This window comes from Luteibacter sp. NPDC104163, assembly GCF_055584245.1.
This window is the reverse complement of record NZ_JBVJMK010000004.1, coordinates 39661-61377: the sequence shown is the minus strand read 5'-3', so window position 1 is coordinate 61377 and position 21717 is coordinate 39661. Positions and strand designations below refer to the sequence as shown.

Annotated in this window: 18 protein-coding genes; 13 read left to right on the top strand and 5 right to left on the bottom strand. The window is 65.1% G+C overall.

The window, feature by feature from the left end:
• Nucleotides 1–140: 140 nt before the first annotated feature.
• The 3 genes from ACZ6YI_RS06705 to gcvH all read right to left on the bottom strand — a co-directional run bounded on the left by ACZ6YI_RS06705 (nt 141) and on the right by gcvH (nt 2956).
• Complete coding sequence (locus tag ACZ6YI_RS06705; protein WP_465777970.1) at nt 141–1136, bottom strand: energy transducer TonB; 996 nt, start codon at nt 1134–1136, stop codon at nt 141–143.
• A 311-nt stretch (nt 1137–1447) separates the two neighbouring features.
• The gene (gene metJ / locus ACZ6YI_RS06700) at nt 1448–2116 is read right to left on the bottom strand and encodes a met regulon transcriptional regulator MetJ (protein WP_440323862.1); all 669 of its coding nucleotides are present in this window, start codon (nt 2114–2116) and stop codon (nt 1448–1450) included.
• A gap of 435 nt (nt 2117–2551) precedes the next feature.
• On the bottom strand, nt 2552–2956 hold the full coding sequence (gene gcvH / locus ACZ6YI_RS06695) for a glycine cleavage system protein GcvH (protein ID WP_465777969.1): 405 nt from the start codon (nt 2954–2956) through the stop codon (nt 2552–2554).
• A gap of 246 nt (nt 2957–3202) precedes the next feature.
• Between gcvH and ACZ6YI_RS06690 the strand changes: the two genes are divergently transcribed.
• Together ACZ6YI_RS06690 and ACZ6YI_RS06685 are read left to right on the top strand one after the other, a co-directional pair.
• Nucleotides 3203–3724: a DUF3103 family protein gene (locus tag ACZ6YI_RS06690; protein ID WP_465777968.1), complete on the top strand. Its 522-nt coding sequence runs from the start codon at nt 3203–3205 to the stop codon at nt 3722–3724.
• Nucleotides 3725–3771: 47 nt separating this feature from the next.
• Nucleotides 3772–4371, top strand: coding sequence for a DUF3103 family protein (locus ACZ6YI_RS06685; RefSeq protein ID WP_465777967.1), 600 nt, complete (start codon nt 3772–3774; stop codon nt 4369–4371).
• A 68-nt stretch (nt 4372–4439) separates the two neighbouring features.
• On the opposite strand, the gene gcvT is transcribed toward ACZ6YI_RS06685, so the two are convergent.
• Nucleotides 4440–5546, bottom strand: a complete 1107-nt coding sequence (gcvT, locus tag ACZ6YI_RS06680; protein WP_465777966.1) for a glycine cleavage system aminomethyltransferase GcvT — start codon at nt 5544–5546, stop codon at nt 4440–4442.
• 106 nt (nt 5547–5652) lie between these two features.
• On the opposite strand from gcvT, the gene ACZ6YI_RS06675 reads away from it, so the two are divergent.
• Genes ACZ6YI_RS06675 through ACZ6YI_RS06660 form a run of 4 tightly spaced genes read left to right on the top strand, consistent with a single transcriptional unit; the run spans nt 5653 to nt 9118 of the window.
• A complete protein-coding gene (locus ACZ6YI_RS06675; protein WP_465777965.1) occupies nt 5653–6795 on the top strand; it encodes an MlaE family ABC transporter permease in 1143 nt (380 codons plus the stop codon).
• Nucleotides 6789–7574 carry an ABC transporter ATP-binding protein gene (locus ACZ6YI_RS06670; protein ID WP_465777964.1) on the top strand — a complete coding sequence of 262 codons (786 nt, stop codon included), beginning with the start codon at nt 6789–6791 and terminating at the stop codon, nt 7572–7574. The genes ACZ6YI_RS06675 and ACZ6YI_RS06670 overlap by 7 nt, the downstream gene beginning before the upstream one ends.
• 3 nt (nt 7575–7577) lie before the next feature.
• Entirely contained in the window at nt 7578–8516 is a 939-nt protein-coding gene (locus ACZ6YI_RS06665) for an MlaD family protein (RefSeq protein WP_465777963.1), read from the top strand.
• Nucleotides 8513–9118, top strand: a complete 606-nt coding sequence (locus ACZ6YI_RS06660) for an ABC-type transport auxiliary lipoprotein family protein (RefSeq protein ID WP_465777962.1) — start codon at nt 8513–8515, stop codon at nt 9116–9118. The genes ACZ6YI_RS06665 and ACZ6YI_RS06660 overlap by 4 nt, the downstream gene beginning before the upstream one ends.
• A gap of 94 nt (nt 9119–9212) precedes the next feature.
• Here ACZ6YI_RS06660 and ACZ6YI_RS06655 read toward each other — a convergent pair whose 3' ends face one another.
• Nucleotides 9213–10619 (bottom strand): amidase, encoded by a 1407-nt coding sequence (locus tag ACZ6YI_RS06655; RefSeq protein ID WP_465777961.1) that lies wholly within the window; start codon nt 10617–10619, stop codon nt 9213–9215.
• A gap of 151 nt (nt 10620–10770) precedes the next feature.
• Here ACZ6YI_RS06655 and ACZ6YI_RS06650 point away from each other — a divergent pair, with 151 nt between their 5' ends.
• The 7 genes from ACZ6YI_RS06650 to ACZ6YI_RS06620 all read left to right on the top strand — a co-directional run bounded on the left by ACZ6YI_RS06650 (nt 10771) and on the right by ACZ6YI_RS06620 (nt 21717).
• Nucleotides 10771–12378 (top strand): electron transfer flavoprotein-ubiquinone oxidoreductase, encoded by a 1608-nt coding sequence (locus tag ACZ6YI_RS06650; protein WP_465777960.1) that lies wholly within the window; start codon nt 10771–10773, stop codon nt 12376–12378.
• A gap of 99 nt (nt 12379–12477) precedes the next feature.
• The gene (locus ACZ6YI_RS06645) at nt 12478–14487 is read left to right on the top strand and encodes a glycosyltransferase (protein ID WP_465777959.1); all 2010 of its coding nucleotides are present in this window, start codon (nt 12478–12480) and stop codon (nt 14485–14487) included.
• Between the two features lie 3 nt (nt 14488–14490).
• Nucleotides 14491–16533, top strand: a complete 2043-nt coding sequence (locus ACZ6YI_RS06640) for a glycoside hydrolase family 99-like domain-containing protein (RefSeq protein WP_465777958.1) — start codon at nt 14491–14493, stop codon at nt 16531–16533.
• Nucleotides 16534–16545: 12 nt separating this feature from the next.
• The gene (galE, locus tag ACZ6YI_RS06635; protein ID WP_465777957.1) at nt 16546–17559 is read left to right on the top strand and encodes a UDP-glucose 4-epimerase GalE; all 1014 of its coding nucleotides are present in this window, start codon (nt 16546–16548) and stop codon (nt 17557–17559) included.
• 142 nt (nt 17560–17701) lie between these two features.
• A complete protein-coding gene (locus ACZ6YI_RS06630) occupies nt 17702–18448 on the top strand; it encodes an electron transfer flavoprotein subunit beta/FixA family protein (protein WP_465777956.1) in 747 nt (248 codons plus the stop codon).
• Between the two features lie 24 nt (nt 18449–18472).
• On the top strand, nt 18473–19414 hold the full coding sequence (locus tag ACZ6YI_RS06625; protein ID WP_465777955.1) for an electron transfer flavoprotein subunit alpha/FixB family protein: 942 nt from the start codon (nt 18473–18475) through the stop codon (nt 19412–19414).
• 407 nt (nt 19415–19821) lie between these two features.
• Nucleotides 19822–21717: a hypothetical protein gene (locus ACZ6YI_RS06620; protein WP_465777954.1), complete on the top strand. Its 1896-nt coding sequence runs from the start codon at nt 19822–19824 to the stop codon at nt 21715–21717.

Below are 21717 nucleotides of genomic sequence, written 5' to 3'. Positions count from 1 at the left end.
AGAAGTGATGCCCCCCTCACCGTTGTGGGAGCGCGCTTGCGCGCGATGGGACTTGCCGCGAGCACCCATCGCGCGCAAGCGCGCTCCCACAAGGTCATCAGGTGGAAAAGAAAAGGCCCCGCGAGGGGCCTTGTTCTCGTTCAGCGACCGAGGTTGAACTGCAACCGTCGGCGGAGGGTGACCGTCATGGGCTCGCCATTGCGCATGGCTGGCTTGAATTCCCACTTGCTCACCGCATCGATCGCGGAGCGGTCGAAGATGCGCTTCGGCTGGGCGTCGACGACGTTCACATTGCTCACCGCGCCATCCGCACCCACCGTCAGCTCCACGTCCACCCAGCCTTCCTGGTTAGCGCGCATCGCTGCCGTCGGGTAACGCGGGTTCACCTGGCGGACCAGGACGGCATCAGTGATCGCTTCGCCTTCCGCGCGCGCCGGAGCGGCCGGACGGGTCACCGGCGCCGGTGCCACCGGTTGCTGCTGCGCCACGCGCGCGGCCTGCTCACGCGCCGCCTGCTGGCGCTGGGCTTCGGCGGCCGCCGCGGTCGCGGCCTGCTGCTCGGCCTGCAGCTTCGCGGCCGCTGCCGCGTTCTGCTGGGCCAGCTGCGCCTTCTGCGCATCCTGGGCCTGCTGCTGTTCGCGATCGAGCGTCTTGCGCTGGGCATCGAGCTTGGAGCGAAGGATGGTCAGCGTGTAGTTCGCCGGATCCGCCTTGGCCAGCAGGTCGATTTCGCGCTGGGCCTCATTGAAGTCGCGCGCGTTGATCGTCTGTTCGGTGGCGGCCGCGCCGTACGAGAACGTCTCGCGCAGCGCATCCGCCGCGACGGCGTTGCCCGGCTGCTTCTGCAGCACCTTCATATAGAACTCGAACGCATTATTCCCGGCCGGCGCCACCAGGCGCTGGTCGTTCATGGCAGTGCGCGCTTCGGCGAGCAGCTGGTCCACGCTCAGCGCGTCGACGTTGGCCGGCGGCGCCTCGCGGACCGCACCCGGCTTGGTCGCCGTGGCGGCGTTCTGCTGGGTCAGGTCGACGTTGGCGTCGTGGTACGGCTTGATAATGAGGAAGTAAGCGGCCACGCCCAGCACCACCACGATGGCGAGGACGGCGAGCGTGACGGGATTGACGGCACCGCGCATGCGGTGGCGCACCGGGATTCGATGACGGGTATCCATGGCGGCGGGACAGGACTCCGGAATGAACGCGCGCCCCCTGATGGCTTGACGCGCGGGACCCCCCGTCCCACGCAGCGCGTGGCCTGAAAGGTAACCGTAATGAGCGCGTGAATCCAGCCTGCGGGCCTAGGAGCTTTTCCGGGACGCGAACCAGGCCCCTTAAATGAATAACCCCGGCCAGGCCGGGGTCAAGTTTCGAAGTGGCTCCCCGCGCTGGGCACCGCGGGGAGCTAATTCGCAAACAGCTTTCTTATTAGAAGGTGACGCTTGCTTGCTTAGACCTTGGGGGCCTTCGGAGCGCGCGGGGCCTTCACAGCCTTGGGGGCCTTGGCAGCCTTGGTCGCGCGAACGACCTTGGCAGCGGCGACCTTCTTGCTGGCAGCCTTACGCGGTGCAGCCTTACGGGCAGTCTTCTTGACGGCAGCCTTGCGGGCGGTCTTCTTGACTGCAGCCTTCTTCGGCGCAGCCTTGCGGACGGCCTTCTTGACGGCCTTCTTGGCAGCGACCTTACGGGTCGAAGCCTTCTTCACCGCCGACTTGCGGGCGGTCTTCTTGACCGCAGCCTTGCGGGCGGTCTTCTTCACTGCGGCCTTGCGGGCGGCAGTCTTCTTCGCCGGTGCCTTGCGGGCAGCCGTGCGCTTCACGGTGGACTTCTTGGTCGCCTTCTTGGCGGCCGACTTCTTGGCAGTGGCTTTCTTGGCAGTGGCCATGGTTCGTCTCAGCTCCTCATCAGTTGGCAGTGGTTGCCCAGTAAAAGCATGTAGGAACGCTTCAACCAGCAGATCGCTGTTCGTCGCGTGCCTTAAATTGTTCACCTGTCGGCGGGTTCTTTCATCGGATAGCAGGCGGAGGATGTGCAGCGGAATCGATACCGTGATCTTGCGTACCGCTCCCGCTTTCGAACCGTGCTCCACATACGGCCGGATGAATTCTGGTGTTTCCATTTCCGGGTTCCCCGTCAATTGACGCAAAAGCTATTCCTGAACAAATCCGCTGTCAATAAATTTTGGCTCTAAATTGAAGACGTTGCGGATACATCGCGCGGGCCCGGAGGTCGCCGGGACATAACCGCGGGGAGGATTATCGACCTCTCCGATTCGATTTTTCGTTTGCTCGCGATTGCATATTCGCGATTCGCGTTATTAACAAAACATCTTAAATAAAGGCATTTCGTGAACCGTTCTGCGTTTCGCGTATCGGTCGCGAGAGCGCGCCCGCATGGTCGCGCGCGGTGTCGCGCGGTGACCCGCCGGGGGTGGTTTTGGGGATGAACGGAACTCGACTGGCGGCGAAAAAAAAATTTCCCAAAAGGGGTGCCGCGGACAAAAAAATGCCGGTCGAGGACGACCGGCACCAGGTTGAAGCGATCCGAGCGACCGTCAGTGGTCTTCGTTTTCGATCAGTTCGGCGTAAGCGTCGGGCGTCAAAAGTTCGTCGACTTCGTTCCGGTCGCTGTACTTGATCTTGAAGATCCAGCCACCCTCGTAGGGTTCCGAGTTGATCGTCTCGGGAGCATCCGAGAGCGCCTCGTTCACCGCCACGACTTCACCCGAGAGGGGGGAATAAATATCGGACGCGGCCTTCACCGATTCGACGACGGCGACACCCTTGCCTTCGCCTGCCTCGACGGTGCTACCCACTTCCGGCAACTCGACGTACACCAGATCGCCCAGCGCGCCCTGCGCGTGGTCGGAAATGCCGACCGTGGCGGTGCCGTCGTCGTTGATGCGCACCCACTCGTGGGACTTGAGGAAATGCAGGTCGCCTGGGATTTCGTTGCTCATGGGGTAGGCCTCGTAAGGGAGTGGGCGGTGGAGACCGGAACATTGTACCGATCCCGGCGCGGCACGGAAGCATGCCATCCGTGACAGGCGGCACCCCATGGCTATCAGCGGCAAGCCGATGCAAATGCCGCTGATAACCGACAGAGCGCGTAGGCGAAGGGCGACAGGAACGGTGGCTTCCTCCGTCTAACGTGTCGGTGGCGGCCCAACCGGGGCCGTGCCTGTGACCCACAAAGGAAGGACAACATGACGACGAATACCCGCCGCGAATTCAGCGTACTGCGCAAGATCCGGCTCGAAAACGACAAGGAAAAGAACATCATGGGCGGCGCGGAGATTTTCGCGGTCGTCTCGGGCGTTGGCGTGAACGGCAAACCGCTGGTGAAGGTGCTGGACATGCCGTGGCTCGACCACGACAAGCGGGACTACTCGCCCAACATGGACCTGGTCGACTGGTCGGAGTGGGGCGCCGACCACGTGAATATCCAGCTGTTCGAAGATGACGACGGCACCGATTTCGGCAAGCTCGCCAGCACCCTGGTGACGGGCGTCCAGAAGGGCCTTGCCGCATCCCCGACGACCTCGCCCTACGCCGCGGTAGGCAAGATCGGGGAACTGGTGCTCGGCGCGATGGATCCGAAGTGGTTCAAGAACGACATCGACTATGTCGATTCCTACTATCTGATCGAACGCGGCAAGCGCTATGCCGGGTACGTCGGCGCGGCAAACAACGCCACCGTCACCATCGAGCCCTACACCGTCGGCTGACCGCCAACCGGCCGCCCATGCACCACCCCCACCCAGAAGGATCTGACATGAATACGACTCATACCGTTGCCGGCCCGGGTAACGAAGAACTGACCATCATCCAGCGGATCACTGCGAAGGACATCCGCGAATCGTGCCCGAAGGGCAAGGCCGAGGTCATCGCCATCGTGAGCGGTGTCGGGCACGACGCCATGCCGAAGGTATCGATCCGCCAGCTGCCCTTCCTGACCGAGGCGAACCAAAGCCGCAACCCGCACATGGATATCGTGAACTGGAACGAGTTCGCCTCGAAGTACGTGAACATCGAGTTCTGGGAACTCGACGGCGATCTCGACTTCAACCACCTCGCCCGAGGGGTCGTCGATTCCGTGGGTGATATCGCCACCCTGATCGCACCCGAGGTGACCCCGGGCACGCCGACGGAGCAGATCGAAAAGGCCCTGGAAAGCATCACGAAGCGATCGAAGGCTGCCGTGTCGCTGGTCTCGCGGATCGGCGAGGCCGTGATGAAGACCATGGGCAGCGGCAGCTGGCTGAAGGACGATCACGATTACCTCGATACCTTCTACACGATCGAGCGCGGCGAGTATTACAAGGACCGCATGGGCGCCAACCGCAACATCACGATTACGCTCCAACCGAAGTAACCGGCGCCACAAATGACGAGGGCGGCCCGCGGCCGCCCTCGTCAAGCACATCTTTATAGGGGTGCGTTTTAGTCCGCGATACCCGGCATCGGCTGGCCATCGCGCACGAACGGGAACTTCACCACGCGGACCGGCACTTCCTTCCCACGGATGTCGACGCGGACGTCACCCGGCTCGCCTGCAGGGATGCGGGCAAAGGCAATGGACTTGCCGAGCGTGGGGGCGAAGCCGCCGGAGAGGATCTCGCCCTCGCCGTTGGCAGTGAGAACTTTCTGACCGTGGCGGAGCACGCCCTTGTCGTCCATGACCAGGCCGACCATGACGCGCTTCACGCCATCGGCCTTGTGCTGCTCCAGCGCGGCGCGGCCGATGAAGTCACGGCCCTCGTCCAGCGAAATGGTCCAGGCCAGCGCGGCTTCCCACGGCGACACCGTCTCGTCCATGTCCTGGCCGTAAAGGTTCATGCCGGCTTCGAGGCGCAGGGTGTCGCGCGCACCCAGGCCGGCCGGGGCGACACCCGCGGCATGCAGGTGCTTCCACAGCTCCACGACGCGGGTGTTCGGCACGACGACCTCGAAGCCGTCTTCACCGGTGTAGCCGGTGCGGGCGAGGAACAGCGGCATGCCATCCGGACCCTCGGTTTCGATCGCGGCGAACTTGCCGAGCTTGCGTGCCTTCTCCTGCACGTCGGCCGGCAGGAGGCCGATCAGCTTCTCGCGGGCGTTCGGGCCCTGCACGGCGATCATGCCGAACTCGGGGCGTTCGCGGACGCTGACGCCGAAGGCAGCCGCCTGCTTTTCGATCCACGCCAGGTCCTTCACGCGGGTAGCGGCGTTCACCACCAGGCGGAAGAAATCCTCGCGCAGGAAATAGACGATCAGGTCGTCGATGACGCCGCCATTCTCGTCGAGCATGCAGGTGTAGAGCGCCTTGCCCGACTTCGCCAGCTTGTCCACGTTGTTGGCGACCAGCTTGCGCAGGAAGTCGCGGGTGTTCGGGCCAGTCAGGTCCACCACGGTCATGTGCGAGACATCGAACATGCCGGCGTCCTTGCGGACGGCGTGGTGTTCCTCGATCTGCGAGCCGTAGGCGATGGGCATGTCCCAGCCACCGAAATCGACCATGCGGGCGCCGAGCTCGCGGTGGGTGGCGTTGAGTTCGGTCTTGTCGGTCATGGTCTTACCTTCAGGGGGATAGGGCTTGGGGCTAGCCAGTTATTATCCCGGCAGCAAGCGCCAAGTCCAAGCGCGCCGCAACATCTTCCTGCTAGCCTTCCGACCCATGGCCACTCCCACCCTGCCCGGCACGGTCACCCTTACCCGCGATACCGGCGGCGATCGGCTCGTGCTCCGGGGGGACTGGACCCTCCCTTATTACGAGGCGCTGCAGCAGCGCGCCAACGAAATGGCCGGGTCGATCGGTAGCGAGGTCGCCGTGGACCTCCACGACGTCCATGCCATGGACACCTCCGGCGCGTTCGTCATCGCCGAGCTGCTTGGCAGCCGGCGCACCCAGGCCCTGGCCCAGGACGAAGCCCTCCCCGCCGCCCGCCGGGCACTGTTGAAGACCGTCGGCGACGCGATCGACACGTACTGCAAGGGCGTGCCGCGCAAGCGCGATGCCGGCTTCGTGGTCCTGCTCGAGCGTATCGGCCGGGGGGTCGAATCGTTCTGGAAGCAGACGCTCAAGCTGCTCGCCTTCATCGGCATCACGCTGCAGGGTTTCGCGAGCACGGGCTGGCGCCCCCGACGCTGGCGGGTCACCTCGCTCATTTCCCACCTGGAGCAGACCGGCCTGGATGCCGTGCCGATCCTCGCCCTGCTCTCCTTCATGGTGGGCGCGGTGGTCGCCTTCCTCGGCTCGACCGCGCTCGCCGCTTATGGTGCGAGCGTGTTCACGGTGGACCTGGTCGGCTTCGCGTTCCTGCGCGAGTTCGGCGTGCTGCTCACCGCCATCCTGCTCGCCGGCCGTACCGCCAGCGCCTTCACGGCGCAGATCGGTTCCATGAAGGCCCGCGAGGAGATCGACGCGATCCGCACCCTGGGTCTCGACCCGGTGGAGCTGCTGGTGCTTCCGCGCGTCCTCGCCCTGCTGATCGCCCTGCCGCTGCTCACCTTTATCGCCATGATCGCCGGCATCGTCGGCGGCGGCGTGGTCTGCATCGCCACGTTAAAGATGTCGCCCTCGATGTTCCTCAACATGTTCCAGGAGGACATGCAGCTCCGGCAGTTCCTCGTCGGCATCGCCAAGGCACCGGTGTTCGCCTTCATGATCGCGGTGATCGGCTGCATGGAAGGGTTCAAGGTATCCGGCAGCGCACAGTCGGTCGGCGAGCACACCACCTCCGCCGTGGTGCAATCCATCTTCGTGGTGATCCTGCTCGATGCGGTCGCCGCCCTCTTCTATATGGAGATGGGTTGGTGAGCGACGATACCGTAATTGAAGTACGCGGACTCACCAACCGGTTCGGCACGCAGACCGTGCACGAGAACCTCGACCTCGACGTGCGCCGCGGCGAGATCATCGGCATCGTCGGCGGCTCCGGCACCGGCAAGTCGGTATTGCTGCGAACCATCATCGGCCTGGTGCGCCCGGTGGCCGGCGAGGTCCGCGTGTTCGGCGAGAACCTGCTCTCGCTACCGGAGGACCGTCGCTCGCTGGTGGAACGGCGCTTCGGCGTCCTGTTCCAGAGCGGCGCCCTGTTCTCCTCGCTGACCGTGGCCGAGAACGTTGCCCTGCCGCTGGTGGAACACGCGAAGCTCGACCGCATCGATGCCACCCGCCTCGCCGGCGTGAAGCTCGCGCTCTCCGGCCTGCCGGTGGAAGCCGGGCGCAAATGGCCCTCGGAACTTTCCGGCGGCATGATCAAGCGCGCCGCCCTCGCCCGCGCGCTCGCGCTGGACCCCGAGATTTTGTTCCTCGACGAGCCGACCGCCGGCCTCGATCCGATCAGCGCCGCCGCGTTCGACAGCCTCATCGTCACCCTGCGCGATGCGCTGGGGCTCACCGTGTTCCTCGTGACGCACGACCTGGACACCTTGTATTCCACCTGCGACCGCGTAGCCGTGCTTTCCCAGCGCCGCGTCCTGGCCGTGGGCCCGATTAGCGAAGTCGCCCGCACCGATGATCCCTGGGTGCAGGCGTACTTCAACGGACCGCGCGGCCGCGCGGCCACCTTCGCCGCCAGCCAAGGCAAGGACTGAACCATGGAAACCCGAGCGCACCACATCCTTATCGGCCTGTTCACCGTGATCGTCGTCGTTGGCGGCCTGCTCTTCGGGGTCTGGCTGGCGAAGGCGCACTCCGACCAGGAATGGAACTACTACGACGTGGTGTTCAGCGAAGCAGTCACCGGTCTCTCGCGCGGCTCGGCGGTCCAGTACAACGGCATCCGCCTGGGCGACGTGACCCAGTTGAGGCTGGACCCGAATGACCCGCGCCGCGTGCTCGCCCGGATCCGGGTGAACGGCGATACGCCGCTGCGCAAGGACACGCACGCGAAGCTCGCGCTGACCGGCGTGACCGGCACGGCGATCATCCAGCTCACGGGTGGCTCGCCCGGCAGCCAGTTGCTCGTCGGCCACGACGGCGAGGTGCCCATCATCAATGCGGATACCTCCCAGCTGGCCAAGCTGCTCTCCAACAGCGAAGACCTCATCACCAACATCAACCAGGCGGCGGCGCATGCCAGCGAGTTGCTATCGCCCGAGAACGTGCACCGGATCGAGCGCACCCTGGATCACCTCGACAAGACGACCGGCGTCATCGCCGATGAGCGTGAAGACATCCGTTCGCTGATCAAGCAGCTCGATCTCGCCACGAAGCAGGCGAACGAGACGCTGGCGGAAAGCAAGAGCCTGGTGCAGAACGCCAATGGGCTGGTGCAGGGACAGGGCAAGGCGACGCTGGAGAGCGCGCAGCGTGCCATGGCCTCCCTCGAGCATTCCATGGCCTCGATCGACCGGCTCATCAACGACAACAGCGATGCCCTCAACGGTGGCGCCGCCAGCCTTGGCGACCTGGCGCCTGCCTTGCGCGAACTGCGCGACACGCTGGGATCGCTGCGCTCGATCACCCGGCGCCTGGATGAAAACCCGAGCGGCTACCTGTTCGGACGCGAGAAGACCAAGGAGTTCACCCCATGAGCCGCCTACGGTTCGCCCTTCCCTTCGTGCTCGCCGCCGTGGCGGGCTGCTCCATCCTGCCCAAGGCCGAACAACCGAGCGTCTATACGCTGCCGGCCGCGCCCGGCGGCCGGCCCATGGCGACGACGCCCGTGCCCTGGGCGCTGCGCATCGCCACGCCGAACGCGCCGCGCTCCATCGATAACTCACGCATCGCCGTGGTACCGGCGAGTAACACGATCACGGTGTATGCGGCCGCGCGCTGGAACGACAGTGCGCCGCACATCTTCCGTGACCGCCTCGCGGACGCGTTCCGCGACAGTGGCCGCGTCACCGCGCTCAGCACGGATGACAGCAACCTTGCCGCGGATTACGAGCTTGGCGGAACACTCGCGTCGTTCCAGACCGATTACGCCAACGGCAGCCCGGAAGTGGTGATCCGCTTCGACGCCATGCTCGCCAACTCCCGCCGCCACCAGATCGTCGCCAGCCAGCGTTTCGAGGTGCGCGAGCCGGTGGATGGGAAGGAAGTACCGCAGGTGGTGCAGGCGTTCGGGCGGGCGATGGACAAGCTCTCCCGCGATGTCGTGAGCTGGACCTACCAGTCAGCCCCAACGCCGTAGGAGCCCACCCTGTGGGCGACGCCGTTCGCGAGAGAGTCAGGGGTCCTGTGGCCTATCGCGAAAGATGTCGCCCACAGGGTGGGCTCCTACGAGGTCAGGCGGGTTTCGGTTCCACCGGATACGCCGGCTCGGCATCGAGCGACGACGCGCAGACCGCTGCAAGCTCCAGCAGCCGCAGATCCGAACCGCGCGCGCCCACGAGCTGCATGCCGATGGGCATCCCGTTCGGCAATGTCCCCATCGGAATGCTCACCGCCGGGCAACCCGCCAGGCTGGCGAAGCTGCAGAGGTCGGCCTGCGATGCCGGTGCCGGCTGGTCGAGCGGGAACGCACCCTGCGAGGTCGTGGGCATGACCAGCACATCGACCTGGGCGAACAGGCGGCGCATCTTCAGCGTGGCCGCATCCAGCACGAGATCGGCGGCGACATAGTCGGCGGCCGACTTCTTCGCCGCGAAATCCACCATCTGGCGGAAGGCCGGCGATACCGGATACGCCTCGTCGGCCAGTTCCTCGGCAAAGGTGTTGAGCATCTCCGCTTCCATGAGCAGGAGGCCGGCGCGACGGGTGCGGGCGAAATCCCAGTCGGAGAAATCCACCGCGCGGCGCTCGCCCAGTTCGCCCTTGAGCTGGGAAAGCGCGTTGTTGAACACATCGATGACGTCGCTCTCGACACCCACGGCGGCGAGGTCCGGCAGGAAACCGGTGCGCAGGTTGCCCGGCTCCCAGTCCGGCGGCTGGAACGCGACGCGACGGCGGCGCGAGCGGGCATCGTCGGCGTCGTAGCCCGCCAGGGTCTGCAGCAGCACGGTCAGGTCATCCACGCCGCGCGCCAGCAGGCCCACGGCGTCGAGCCTTCGCGCCGCGGGCACCAGGCCCCGGGCGGAAATCTCACCGTGGGTCGGTTTCAGCGCATACACGCCGCAGTAGCTGGCTGGCACGCGGACCGAGCCGAGCGTGTCGGAACCGATCGCAGCCACGGCCATGCCAGCGGCGACGGCGGCGGCCGCGCCACCCGACGAACCACCGGCGGTGTAGCCGAGGCGATGCGGATTGTGCGTTGCGCCATGGAACGGATTGTTGGTGGTAAGGCCCAACGCCCCTTCATCCATGTTGGTCTTGCCCAGCAGCACTGCGCCGGACGCACGCAACCGGGCAATCGCATGGGCATCCTGGCCAGGCACCACGGTGCGCCGCCGCATACCCGCCTTCGTGGGCACGCCGGCGACGTCGAAATTGTCCTTGATGGCGATGGGCAGGCCGTCCAGGCGGCCCATCACGCCATCGCGGCGGCGGCGGTCGGCCGCCAGGGCCTGCTCCTGGATGAGCGACACGCTCACGTCGGTATAGGCGTTCAGGACCGGATTAAGCCGCTCGATCGCGTCCTGGTACACATCTGAAAGGGCCTGCGGTTGTGCCCGGCCGATCGCCAGCCAGTGCATGATCTGCAAAAGGGTGGCCCGGCGCATGTCCGTGGCGGAGACAGGCAACATCGTATTCATGGAATCTCCTGGCGCGTGGAGACGACTATAAACCTCCCATGTGAATGTCTTGCAACCCCGGCGGGGTCCGTTTCAAACGGCGATTTGCCCGGGTTGGGGGGAAACGTGACAATACGTGATTGATCCTGCCAGCCAGATTCGAGAGCCAGCGATGAGCGAACGCGAAACCATGGAATACGATCTCGTCGTCGTCGGGGCAGGCCCCGCCGGCCTCGCGTTCGCGATGCGTACGAAACAGCTCAATCCGGAGATCTCGGTCTGCGTGATCGAGAAGGCCTCGACCATCGGTGCACAGATCCTCTCGGGCGCCGTCATCGAGACCGCCCCGCTGGATCGCCTGCTGCCGGATTGGCGCAAGGCGCCGCCGCCGGTGTGCGTGCCGGTGACGAAGGACGAGTTCTGGTGGCTGAAGGATCACCAGTCGGGCATCAAGGCCCCGGTGGCCCCACCGCAGATGAACAACCATGGCAACGTGATCGTCAGCCTGGGCGCCCTGTGCGCCTGGCTGGCACCACAGGCCGAGGCGCTGGGCGTCGACGTGTTCCCGGGCTATGCCGCCGCCGAGGCCCTGTTCGACGAAAGCGGCGCCGTGAATGGCGTGCGCATCGGCGACATGGGCATCGCGCGTGATGGCACGCACAAGCCGGGCTACACCGAAGGCATCGACATCCGCGCGAAGGTGACCGTGCTCGCCGAGGGCTGCCGGGGCCACATCAGCAAGGCACTGATCAAGACGTTCGACCTGGATGCGGAAAGCGACCCGCAGACCTACGGCATCGGCATCAAGGAACTGTGGCAGCTCCCTGCCGGCCGCGGCGAACCGGGCAAGGTGGTCCACACCACCGGCTGGCCGTTGGCGAACGACACCTACGGCGGCAGCTTCCTGTACCACCTGGATAACGACCGCGTCGCCGTCGGCTTCGTCGTCGGCCTGGATTACCCGGATCCGAACTTCTCGCCGTTCGAGGCGTTCCAGCAGTTCAAGCACCACCCGAACGTGAAGGGCCTGCTCGAAGGCGGCAACATCGTTTCCGCCGGTGCGCGCGCCATCATCGAGGGCGGCTTCCAGTCCCTTCCTAAGGTGGAAATGCCCGGCGCGATCCTCATCGGCGATTCCGCCGGCCTCGTGAACGTGCCGAAGATCAAGGGCACGCACCAGGCTATCGCCTCGGGCATGCTCGCTGCCGAGCACCTGGTCGCCACGCAACTCAACCCGGCCGGCTGGGACGCGAAGCTGCGCGGCTCGGCGGTCGTCGCCGAGCTGAAGTCCGTGCGCAACATCCGCCCGGGCTTCAACAAGGGGTTGTGGTTCGGCCTGCTCAATGCGGCGTGGGAAACCATCACATTCGGCAAGTCGCCGTGGACGCTGAAGAACCACGCTGACTGGTCGTCGCTGGACAAGCTTGGCCAGTACGAGGCGCCGAAGAAGGATTATGTGGAGCGCACGCTCGCGCCGCGTGACCGCCTGGCGTCGGTGTATTTCGCCGCCACGGAGCATGATGAAGACCAGCCGGTTCACCTGAAGGTGGCTGATACGTCTATCTGCGTGGACCGTTGCACCACCGAGTACGGGAATCCGTGCCAGCGGTTCTGCCCGGCGGGCGTGTATGAGATGGTTGAGGATGACGGTGGGCGGCGCTTGCAGATCAATGCGGCGAACTGCGTGCATTGCAAGACCTGCGATATCAAGGATCCGTACCAGATTATTACCTGGGTCACGCCTGAGGGTGGGTCTGGGCCGAATTACCAGGGCCTCTGAAGCATCGTGTCCGACCATCTATCCTGGCGTTATCGACGATTGAGATCACTTGCCCAGCGCATGCGCACAAGCATTGCGCTCCGGGGATGGCGAGGGACGTTGGCTCGCATCGGCCAGGGCCTCACGCCGAGGCCAGCCGAGGATGACTCCCTGCAGTTGCTGCCGCTGGATGCTCCGTATGCGCATCTGGCGCTGGCCACGTCGAGCCAACCGCGGGTATCTATCATCATCCCGGTTTATGGGAAAGTGGAATATACGCTGGCCTGCCTTCGCTCGCTAAGCCTGGCCCCCCCGGGCGTGCCGTACGAGGTGATCGTTGTCGATGACGCGTCGCCCGATAACACGGCGACGGTATTGTCCGAGGTGAGCGGGCTGCGCCTGCTGAAGAACGAACGGAACCTGGGCTTCGTGGGCTCATGCAATGCCGGCGCGGCAGCCGCGGGCGGTGCCATGCTCGTCTTCCTCAATAACGATACACAGGTAACGCCTGGGTGCATCGACGCGCTGCTCCAGGCTTTCGAGCTGTACCCCGACACGGGCATCGCCGGGAGCCAGCTCGTCTATCCCGACGGACGGCTCCAGGAAGCCGGGGCATGGGTATTCTCCGACGCGTCGGCCTGGAACATCGGCCGGTTCGAATCACGCAAGAACCCAGCTTACCGCTATACACGTACGGTCGATTACGTGTCGGGCGCATCGCTCGCCATCCCCGCCGCGCTATTCGCGGCGGTCGGCGCGTTCGACCTGCGTTACGCGCCGGGCTACTACGAAGATACCGATCTCGCCTTCGCCGTGCGCGCCGCCGGTTATAGCGTTCGCTATGTGCCGGCAAGCATCGTCGTGCACGCCGAGGGCATCAGTTCGGCGGATGAGGTGGATAGTGGCATGAAGCGCTTCCAGGCCGTCAATCGCCACAAGCTTGCCGAGAAATGGGCTCCGGCGCTTGCGCTTCAGCCCGCGCCCGGCACATCGCTCGCCACGATCGATCGCCAGCGCCGCGGCGCCACCGTACTGGTGGTGGATGTATCCACACCGGACGCCTCGCGCGATTCCGGATCGCTTCGCCTCATTTCGATGATGCGTATCCTTGTCGCCGATGGCTGGCACGTGGTATTTGCGCCCGATGATGGCGTCGCGTCCGATAAGGAAGTCTCAACACTCGGGGCCTTTGGGATCGAAGTGGCGGCGGCTCCATGGGTGGGGAGCGTCCCGGAATGGCTTGCCGCACGCGGCGCTGAACTTACCGCCGTGATCCTTTCGCGCCACATGGTCGCGACCCAATACGAGTCTTTCGTCCGCAAACATGCGCCCGGTGCGGCCTTCATTTTCGACACAGTGGACCTGCATTTCCTCCGCGAGGAGCGCGCCGCGATGCAAGCGGGTAGTAGCGCGCTGGCGAGGCACTCCCACTCGACACGCAAACACGAGCTTCGCCTGATCGCCGCCGCTGATACTACCTTCGTGGTCAGCGAATACGAACGCGAATTGCTCGCGGGCATCCTGCCGGATGCACGCGTCAGCCTGCTTTCAAACATCCACGAAGTGTTCGGGCGCACGGCCGGCTTCGCTGGGCGCCGTGACATCTTGTTCGTCGGTGGTTACGGCCACCCGCCGAATGCCGACGCCATGCACTGGATGGCCACTGAAATTCTTCCTGCCATGCGCCGCGTCGACCCGGATATCCGCATACTCGTCGCCGGCGACGTGCCCGACGATGCGCGTATAGCGCTCACCCGCGCCGGCCTCGACATGATGGGCCGCGTACCCGACCTTGCCCCCTTGATGGCCAGTTGCCTCGCTTCCATCGCGCCGCTGCGATTTGGTGCGGGCGTGAAAGGCAAGATCAACATGGCAATGAGCCACGGGCTTCCTGTCATCGCCACGCCCGTAGCCGTCGAAGGCATGCACCTGACCAACGGCGTGGATGCCATGGTCGCCGAGGGCCCCGATGCGATGGCCGCGGCGTACCAGCGCCTCGCCACGGATGAAGCGCTGTGGACGGTGCTGTCAGATCGATCCATGGCCCATGTCGCGACGCATTTTGGCGCCGATGCCGCGCGCGCTGCCTTGCGCGATGCGCTCCCGCCGCGCACTGTTCCGGGAGGCTGAGTCATGGCCATCGCCGGCACTTTTCGTTCACTTGTGTTCCGCGGCCTTCGGCTGGGGTTCCGCCTTGCCCCTTTGCCCACGGCAACCCGCGACCGCCTGCGCCAGCGGTTCCTCACCACGCTACCTGGGCTCGTGCCCGACGGCCCCACCGGCCGCCCGGCCACCGCCACGACGCGGCGCCCGTACGATCACGCTGGCCATCGGCTCGTCGGCTACCGGCCAGCGGTCGAAGCCGCCCCGTTGAAGGATGCCCCAGCGGCCGTCGTCGCCTTCTACCTTCCGCAATTCCATCCCTTCGCGGAGAACGATGCGTGGTGGGGCACGGGCTTCACTGAGTGGCGTAACGTATCGCGTGCGCTTCCGCAGTTCGAAGGACACGTGCAACCACGTCTTCCTGGCGACCTGGGCTTCTATGACTTGCGGCTACCGGAAACCATGCGTGCCCAGGCGGAGCTTGCCCGTACCTACGGAATCGCTGCGTTCTGCTCGTATTTCTACTGGTTCGCTGGCAAGACCCTCATGGAGGCACCGCTGCGCGGCTGGCTCGCCGATCCTTCCCTCGACCTGCCGCTGTGCTTGTGCTGGGCAAACGAAAACTGGTCACGACGCTGGGATGGCCGCGAAGAGGATGTGTTGATCGCGCAGCGGCACAGCGCGGAGGACGATCTTGCCTTCATCGCGCACATCGCACCTTACCTGCGTGATCGTCGCTACCTGCGCGTCGACGGCAAGCCGCTGCTGCTCGTCTACCGCCCCGGCTTGTTGCCGGATGCCGCCGCCACGGCAGCACGATGGCGGCTCTGGTGCCAGGAGAACGGCATCGGCGACATCTGGCTGGCGTACGTGCAGAGCTTTGACAACGTCGATCCGCGCCGCATTGGCTTCGACGCCGCCGTTGCCTTCCCGCCGAACAACACCACGGCGCGCAATGTGACCGCCTCGCGCACATTGCTCAATCCCGATTATGCAGGCGAGATCCTCGACTGGCGCGACCTAGCGCAGCAGGGCAAATCGCCGGATTACCTGCTCTACCCCGCCGTGAACCCCGGCTGGGATAACGAGGCGCGGCGTAGCGGCCGAGGCCGCTGTTTCGTGCATGCGTCGCCAGCTGGCTACATGGACTGGTTGCGTCGCGCCGTCATCACGGCCCGCGAACGCGCGCCACGGCAGCCGCTCGTCTTCGTCAATGCATGGAACGAGTGGGCAGAGGGTGCGGTGCTGGAACCTGATGCCGCGCGCGGCCATGCCTGGCTCGAAGCCACCCGCGCGGCGCTGGCACCCGTGCCGGTGGCGCCGCGCCCAGTCGCGCTGGTGCATGCCTGGCATGTCGACCTGCTCGACGATATCGCTGCGGCCCTATCGGCATCCGGCATCAGTTGGCGCGTGGTCATCACCACTGCCCGCGAGCGCGAAAAGGCCGTACGTGAAGCCTGCGCGCGCCTTGGCCTTTCCGCAGAGATCCACGCATATGCCAACCGCGGCCGTGACATCCTGCCCTTCTTGCAGGCAGCTGCGGGACTGCTGCTCGATGGCACACAGGTCATCCTGAAGCTGCACACGAAGAAAACCGAGCACCGTGCCGACGGTGAGGTCTGGCGACGCGACCTGTTCAATACCCTGCTCGCCCCTGGCCGAGCCCAAAGGCTGCTGGAGGCGTTCGCCGCCGATGCAACGCTCGGTGCGATCGCGCCCGACAGTCATGCGGTGCGGTTGGATGAATTCGCCGGAGCTAACGGCACGGCCGTGTCAGGTTTGCTTTCCCGGATGGACATCTCGCCCGGCCATGCTGAGCGGTTCATCGCCGGCAGCATGTTCTGGATCCGAGCGGACGGGCTGCGGCCGCTGTATGAGATGGACCTGGGTGAGTGGGAATTCGAGGCGGAAGCCGGCCAGGTTGACGGCACGCTCGCTCATGCCATTGAGCGCGTGGTAGCCGCCGGCGTGAGCAGCCGTGGGCTACGCATCCGTGAGGCCCACGAGTTACTCGGCGAAGAGCCCATGGCAAGCTTTACCTACGCCTCCCGCGTCCCCAAGATGCCCACCTGAAGGATCCACGGCATGAAAATCCTCGTCTGCGGCGGTGCCGGTTACATTGGCTCGCATACCACGGTCGAACTCGTCGAGCGTGGCCACGATGTACTGGTACTCGACAACCTGTGCAATTCATCGCGCCGCGCCGTCGAGCATGCGAGCCGCATCACGGGCCGCGACATCCCGTTCGTCGAAGCGGACGTCCGCGATAGCGCCGCGCTTGACCGGGCATTCGAGGCCTTCCAGCCCGATGTCGTCATGCATTTCGCCGCGCTGAAATCGGTGGGCGAATCCACGGAGCGCCCGCTCGATTATTTCGAGAACAATATCTCGGGCACCATCGTCTTGTTGCAAGCCATGCGCAAACATGGTGTGCAACGCCTTGTGTTCAGTTCGTCGGCAACCGTGTACGGCTTGCCGGAGACGTGCCCCGTGGATGAAGGCGCACCGCTATCGGTAACGAATCCGTATGGCCGCACGAAGCTGGTCATGGAAGAGCTGATCGCGGACGTGGTGGCGTCGGATCCGGCGTTCCGCGCTGGCATCCTGCGCTATTTCAATCCTGCGGGCGCCCATCCCTCGGGCATGCTCGGCGAAGATCCCGCGGGGCGCCCCAACAATCTTTTGCCGTATGTGAGCCAGGTGGCTATCGGGAGGCTGCCCAGCGTGCAGGTATTCGGCGGCGACTACCCCACGCCGGATGGCACGGGCGTTCGCGACTATATCCACGTGGTGGACCTTGCCCGCGCGCATGTCGATGCCATGGCCCGCCTCGTCGACCACGGTGGTTTCACCGTAAACCTCGGCACGGGCCGTGGCTACAGCGTGCTGGAGGCCATCCGGGCATTCGAGAAGGCTAGCGGCCGCAGCATTCCGTACCAAATCGTCCCCCGGCGGCCCGGTGATGTCGCCGCCTGCTTTGCTGACCCCGCCCTCGCAACACGCTTGCTGGGCTGGCAAGCAGAGCTCGGCCTCGAGCGCATGTGCGAGGACGCATGGCGATGGCAGACGCAGTTTCCCCAGGGCTTTGCGACACCGTGAACCCTTGCGCGGAGCCATGCGGCAGCGCAGCACGGACGTAACGGGCCGGCGTATCGCGGCCCTAGCCCTAACGTTTTCGCTAGAATGACAGGCCAATTTTGTCGTCCGTTCGCGTGAACGGGCATTCACACAGGAACCAAGCATGAAGATCCTGGTCGGCTACAAGCGCGTCGTGGACTACAACGTCCGCATTCAGGTCAAGCCCGATGGCACCGGCGTCGTCACCGATGGCGTGAAGCTTTCCGCCAACCCGTTCGACGATATCGCCCTGGAAGAGGCCCTGCGCCTTCGTGAGAAGGGCATTGCTGAAGAAGTCATCGTCGTCGGCATCGGTCCGGCCGACCTCACGGCCCACCTGCGCAATGGCCTGGCCATGGGCGCCAACCGCGCCATCCATGTGCAGACCGCTGACGCCGTCTCGCCGCTGACCGCCGCGCGCACCTTCCTCAAGCTCGTCGAGAAGGAGCAGCCGGGCCTGGTGATCCTGGGCAAGCAGGCCATCGATGACGATGCCAACCAGACCGGCCAGATGCTCGCCGCCCTGTGGGATCGGCCGCAGGCCACGTTCGCCAGCAAGGTCGAGATCGCCGATGGCAAGGCCACGGTGACCCGTGAGGTCGATGCTGGCCTGGAAACGATCGAAGCCGAGCTCCCGGCCGTGATCACCACGGATCTCCGCCTCAACGAGCCGCGCTTCATCAAGCTGCCGGACATCATGAAGGCCAAGTCCAAGCCGATCGACGTGATCGAGCTGGGCTCGCTTGGCGTCGATGCCGCCGATCATGTGAAGACCACCCACTTCGCCGCGCCGCCCAAGCGCAGCAAGGGCGTGATGGTCAACGATGCCGCCGAACTGGTCGCGGCCCTCAAGCAGAAGGGCCTGCTGTAAGGCAGCCGCACAGGAGCACATAGCATGAGCAAGATCCTCGTTATCGCCGAGCACCTGGACGGCAAGCTCAACGCCTCGACTGCGCGCGCCGTGAGCGCTGCCGCGGCCGTCAAGCCGGAAGCCATCGACGTCATCGTCCTGTCCGATGCCCCCGACGCCATCGCCGCGGAAGCCGCGAAGATCGACGGCGTCAGCAAGGTCCTGACCGTCGCCCGCCCGGAAAATGCCCACGCCCTGGCCGCGATCATCGCGCCCCAGGTCGCCAAGGCCGCCGCCGGTTACAGCCACGTGTTCGCCCCGTCGACCACGTTCGGCAAGGATGTCGCCCCCCGCATCGCCGCCCTGCTGGGCGTCTCGCAGGTGAGCGATGTCATGACCGTGGAAGGCCCGCACAGCTTCAAGCGGCCGATCTATGCGGGCAACGCCATCGTCACCGTTGAGGTCGACGCGGGCTCCACCGTCGTCGCCACCATCCGCACGGCCTCGTGGCCGGCCGCTGCCAGCAACGGCAGCGCGGGCGTCGAGGCGCTTTCGCTCGATGTCGCCCTGCCCTCGCATACCCGCTTCGTGAACCTGCAGCAGGGCAAGAGCGATCGCCCGGACCTGCAGGGCGCTGGCAAGGTGGTTTCCGGCGGCCGTGGCGTGGGTTCGAAGGAGAACTTCGAGGTTATCTACAAGTTCGCCGACAAGATCGGAGCGGCCGTTGGTGCCTCGCGTGCCGCCGTTGACGCCGGCTATGTTCCGAACGAGATGCAGGTCGGCCAGACCGGCAAGATCATTGCGCCGGAGCTGTATATCGCCGTGGGTATTTCGGGCGCTATCCAGCATCTGACGGGTATCAAGGATGCCGGCACGATCGTGGCGATCAACAAGGATGGCGAAGCGCCGATTTTTGAGATTGCCGATATCGGGTTGGTGGGGGATCTGTTCAAGATCCTGCCGGAGTTGGAAGCGGCCCTGGGGTGAGCATGCGAACGGCCGGGAGTGCACTTCCGGCCGTTCTGCCGCTGAAAAGTCCGCAGTCGCGCACCGCGTAAAACGGGGCGATATACGTCAGAATGCATCCTGAGAGAGACAGGGAGTGAGACGTGTACGGGCGTGGGGCAAACCTAATCTACAGGATCATGCTTGGCGGCATTTTCGCGCAGAGCATCTTTTTCCATAGCCATGCTGCGCAGACGTTCGGCCCTGCCGCTACCGCCTGCACGCTTACGATCCTTACCATCATCCTCGCATGGCTCCTGCGCCGGCCCTGGGCGTGGGTGAATGAGCGAAGGACCGGTGGCCCGTGGCACGGCGCGGCCAACCTCGCCCTGTTCGCACTTGCCGGCATCGCCCTGACATTTGCGTTCGGCACCAAGGCCGCACCGCCGATGCGGCATGTGCTCGAGGTCATCGCCACCGGTGAGCGCGACCCGGCGGCCACGGCATCTAAGGTCTCGTTCCACCTGGTGGTCGACGGGCGCATCGTGAATCCGTCGAAGATGCAGCGGCAGGGCAGCTGGACATCCCGTGAGCTGGAATTGGTTTCGGCTACCGGGCAGAAGCACTCAACGGCGCAGTGGCAGGGAGCGCTAAAGCGCGATGCCACCCTCGTATTCGAGTCCGACCAACGTTCGGGCAAGGCCTCGGTGACGTGGGATGGGGTGCGCAAGACCTTTGACCTTTATAGCGCGGAAAACCCGGCAACGATCGATGTATCGCTCGCGCCGGTCGACAGCATCGCCACCCCGCGCTTCCTTGTGTTCCCGGCACGCTCCGCATTGCAGGCATGGGTGCAGTTTTGCGATGGCATGGTTGTCGGCTTCGCTCTGATGCTGCTCGCCGAAGTGGCGACGCGACGCCCCTACACGCTGCCTGGGAAGGACAGGCCACTGGCATATGGACCGGTGCGTTATGCCTTGCCGATGCTTGCGGTATCGGTTGGCCTGTTGCTGACGTTCTATCCAGGAATCATGACGCCCGATTCCATGGATCAATGGGGCCAGGCAACGCGGGGCAAATACAACGACTGGCATCCGTTCTATCACACGCTCGCCGTCCACGGCTTGCGGGTTCTCTGGGACAGCCCGGCCATCGTCGCGTTCTTCCAGGCAGCGACGCTCGCCCTCGCCTGCGGCTGGCTGATCGACGCCGGCCAGCGTGCCACGCGCGCACCCCGTTGGGCGGCTTGGCTGGCGGCGCTCCTTTGCGCGGTTTGCCCGATGCTGGTCATCACGAGCGTCACGTTGTGGAAAGACGTGCCCTACGCCTCCTCGGTGATCGCGCTTACCGCGCTGACGATCTCGATGGCCTACCAGGCGAAACCCGATCCGAGGAACCCGTGGGCGTTCCTAGGCATCCTGACCCTTGCGCTGACCGCCATGCTGCTGCGTCACAACGGGCCGCCGGCCGCGCTTGCCACCCTTGCGGCGCTTGCCCTGTTCATCCCGACCTACCGATGGCGCCTTGCTGGCATCGGCGTACTGGCCATCGTGCTGTTCGTCGTCTTGATGGGCCCGCTGCCTCGCATACTCGGCGTACAGCACACCGAGGCAAAGTACGGACCCGCGGCGCACCACATCGCCGCTCACCTGGCAGTCGGCGAGCTTCCCAGCGATGCCGGGGATCTGGCGCTGGTTAAGCGCATCGACAGCACCGCGCCCGACTGGCACTACAACTGCGCCACTGTGGATTCGACCATTTTCCAGGAGGATTTCGATGCGAATTACGCTTCGCACCACGCAGACGAGCTGGTCCGCGCGTCCGCTCGACTCGCTTTTGCCCATCCGATCACCGAGCTGAAGCACATGGCTTGCGTCGGCAGCCTGGTCTGGAGCGCGAATGGCGCGCCCACCGCGACCGGTCGCCTCTATATCAGCGGTTCGGGCATGTGGTCGAACGATGGGCGGGCGGATTGGATTGCGCGAAACACGAACGGGCTGGCATCTTCATCGTTCGCCCCTGATCTGGCGCAAAAGTTAGGCATGGGGGTGCTAAAGGCACAGGGTGGCCTATTGTGGCGCCCCGGTATTTACCTCGCGATGCTTCTGTTCGCTACCCTGGTCGCCAGCCGGCGCATGAACAGCAGGCGCATCGCCTGGGCGGCATTGACCACTGTCGGCGTCCATTCCGCCGTACTCAGCATCGTCAACGTCGCTCAGGATGCTCGCTACCAGCTGCCGGTCTTCGCGGTAGCCATCGCTTTGGTGCCTTGCCTGCTGCTCGCACGGCAGGCAGCACCATGCGAGCCGGCTTCCGTGGCGCGGGAACCGGCTCGCGACGCGTAG

What these genes read in the sequence shown, in the direction of transcription:
- ACZ6YI_RS06675 (WP_465777965.1), top strand. Translation starts at nt 5,653, where the DNA reads ATGGCCACTCCCACCCTGCCCGGCACGGTCACCCTTACCCGCGATACC.
- ACZ6YI_RS06640 (WP_465777958.1), top strand. Translation starts at nt 14,491, where the DNA reads ATGGCCATCGCCGGCACTTTTCGTTCACTTGTGTTCCGCGGCCTTCGG.
- ACZ6YI_RS06650 (WP_465777960.1), top strand. Translation starts at nt 10,771, where the DNA reads ATGAGCGAACGCGAAACCATGGAATACGATCTCGTCGTCGTCGGGGCA.
- ACZ6YI_RS06660 (WP_465777962.1), top strand. Translation starts at nt 8,513, where the DNA reads ATGAGCCGCCTACGGTTCGCCCTTCCCTTCGTGCTCGCCGCCGTGGCG.
- ACZ6YI_RS06620 (WP_465777954.1), top strand. Translation starts at nt 19,822, where the DNA reads ATGCGGCATGTGCTCGAGGTCATCGCCACCGGTGAGCGCGACCCGGCG.
- ACZ6YI_RS06665 (WP_465777963.1), top strand. Translation starts at nt 7,578, where the DNA reads ATGGAAACCCGAGCGCACCACATCCTTATCGGCCTGTTCACCGTGATC.
- metJ (WP_440323862.1), bottom strand. Translation starts at nt 2,116, where the DNA reads ATGGAAACACCAGAATTCATCCGGCCGTATGTGGAGCACGGTTCGAAA.
- gcvT (WP_465777966.1), bottom strand. Translation starts at nt 5,546, where the DNA reads ATGACCGACAAGACCGAACTCAACGCCACCCACCGCGAGCTCGGCGCC.
- galE (WP_465777957.1), top strand. Translation starts at nt 16,546, where the DNA reads ATGAAAATCCTCGTCTGCGGCGGTGCCGGTTACATTGGCTCGCATACC.
- ACZ6YI_RS06630 (WP_465777956.1), top strand. Translation starts at nt 17,702, where the DNA reads ATGAAGATCCTGGTCGGCTACAAGCGCGTCGTGGACTACAACGTCCGC.
- ACZ6YI_RS06685 (WP_465777967.1), top strand. Translation starts at nt 3,772, where the DNA reads ATGAATACGACTCATACCGTTGCCGGCCCGGGTAACGAAGAACTGACC.
- gcvH (WP_465777969.1), bottom strand. Translation starts at nt 2,956, where the DNA reads ATGAGCAACGAAATCCCAGGCGACCTGCATTTCCTCAAGTCCCACGAG.
- ACZ6YI_RS06705 (WP_465777970.1), bottom strand. Translation starts at nt 1,136, where the DNA reads ATGCGCGGTGCCGTCAATCCCGTCACGCTCGCCGTCCTCGCCATCGTG.
- ACZ6YI_RS06625 (WP_465777955.1), top strand. Translation starts at nt 18,473, where the DNA reads ATGAGCAAGATCCTCGTTATCGCCGAGCACCTGGACGGCAAGCTCAAC.
- ACZ6YI_RS06655 (WP_465777961.1), bottom strand. Translation starts at nt 10,619, where the DNA reads ATGAATACGATGTTGCCTGTCTCCGCCACGGACATGCGCCGGGCCACC.
- ACZ6YI_RS06690 (WP_465777968.1), top strand. Translation starts at nt 3,203, where the DNA reads ATGACGACGAATACCCGCCGCGAATTCAGCGTACTGCGCAAGATCCGG.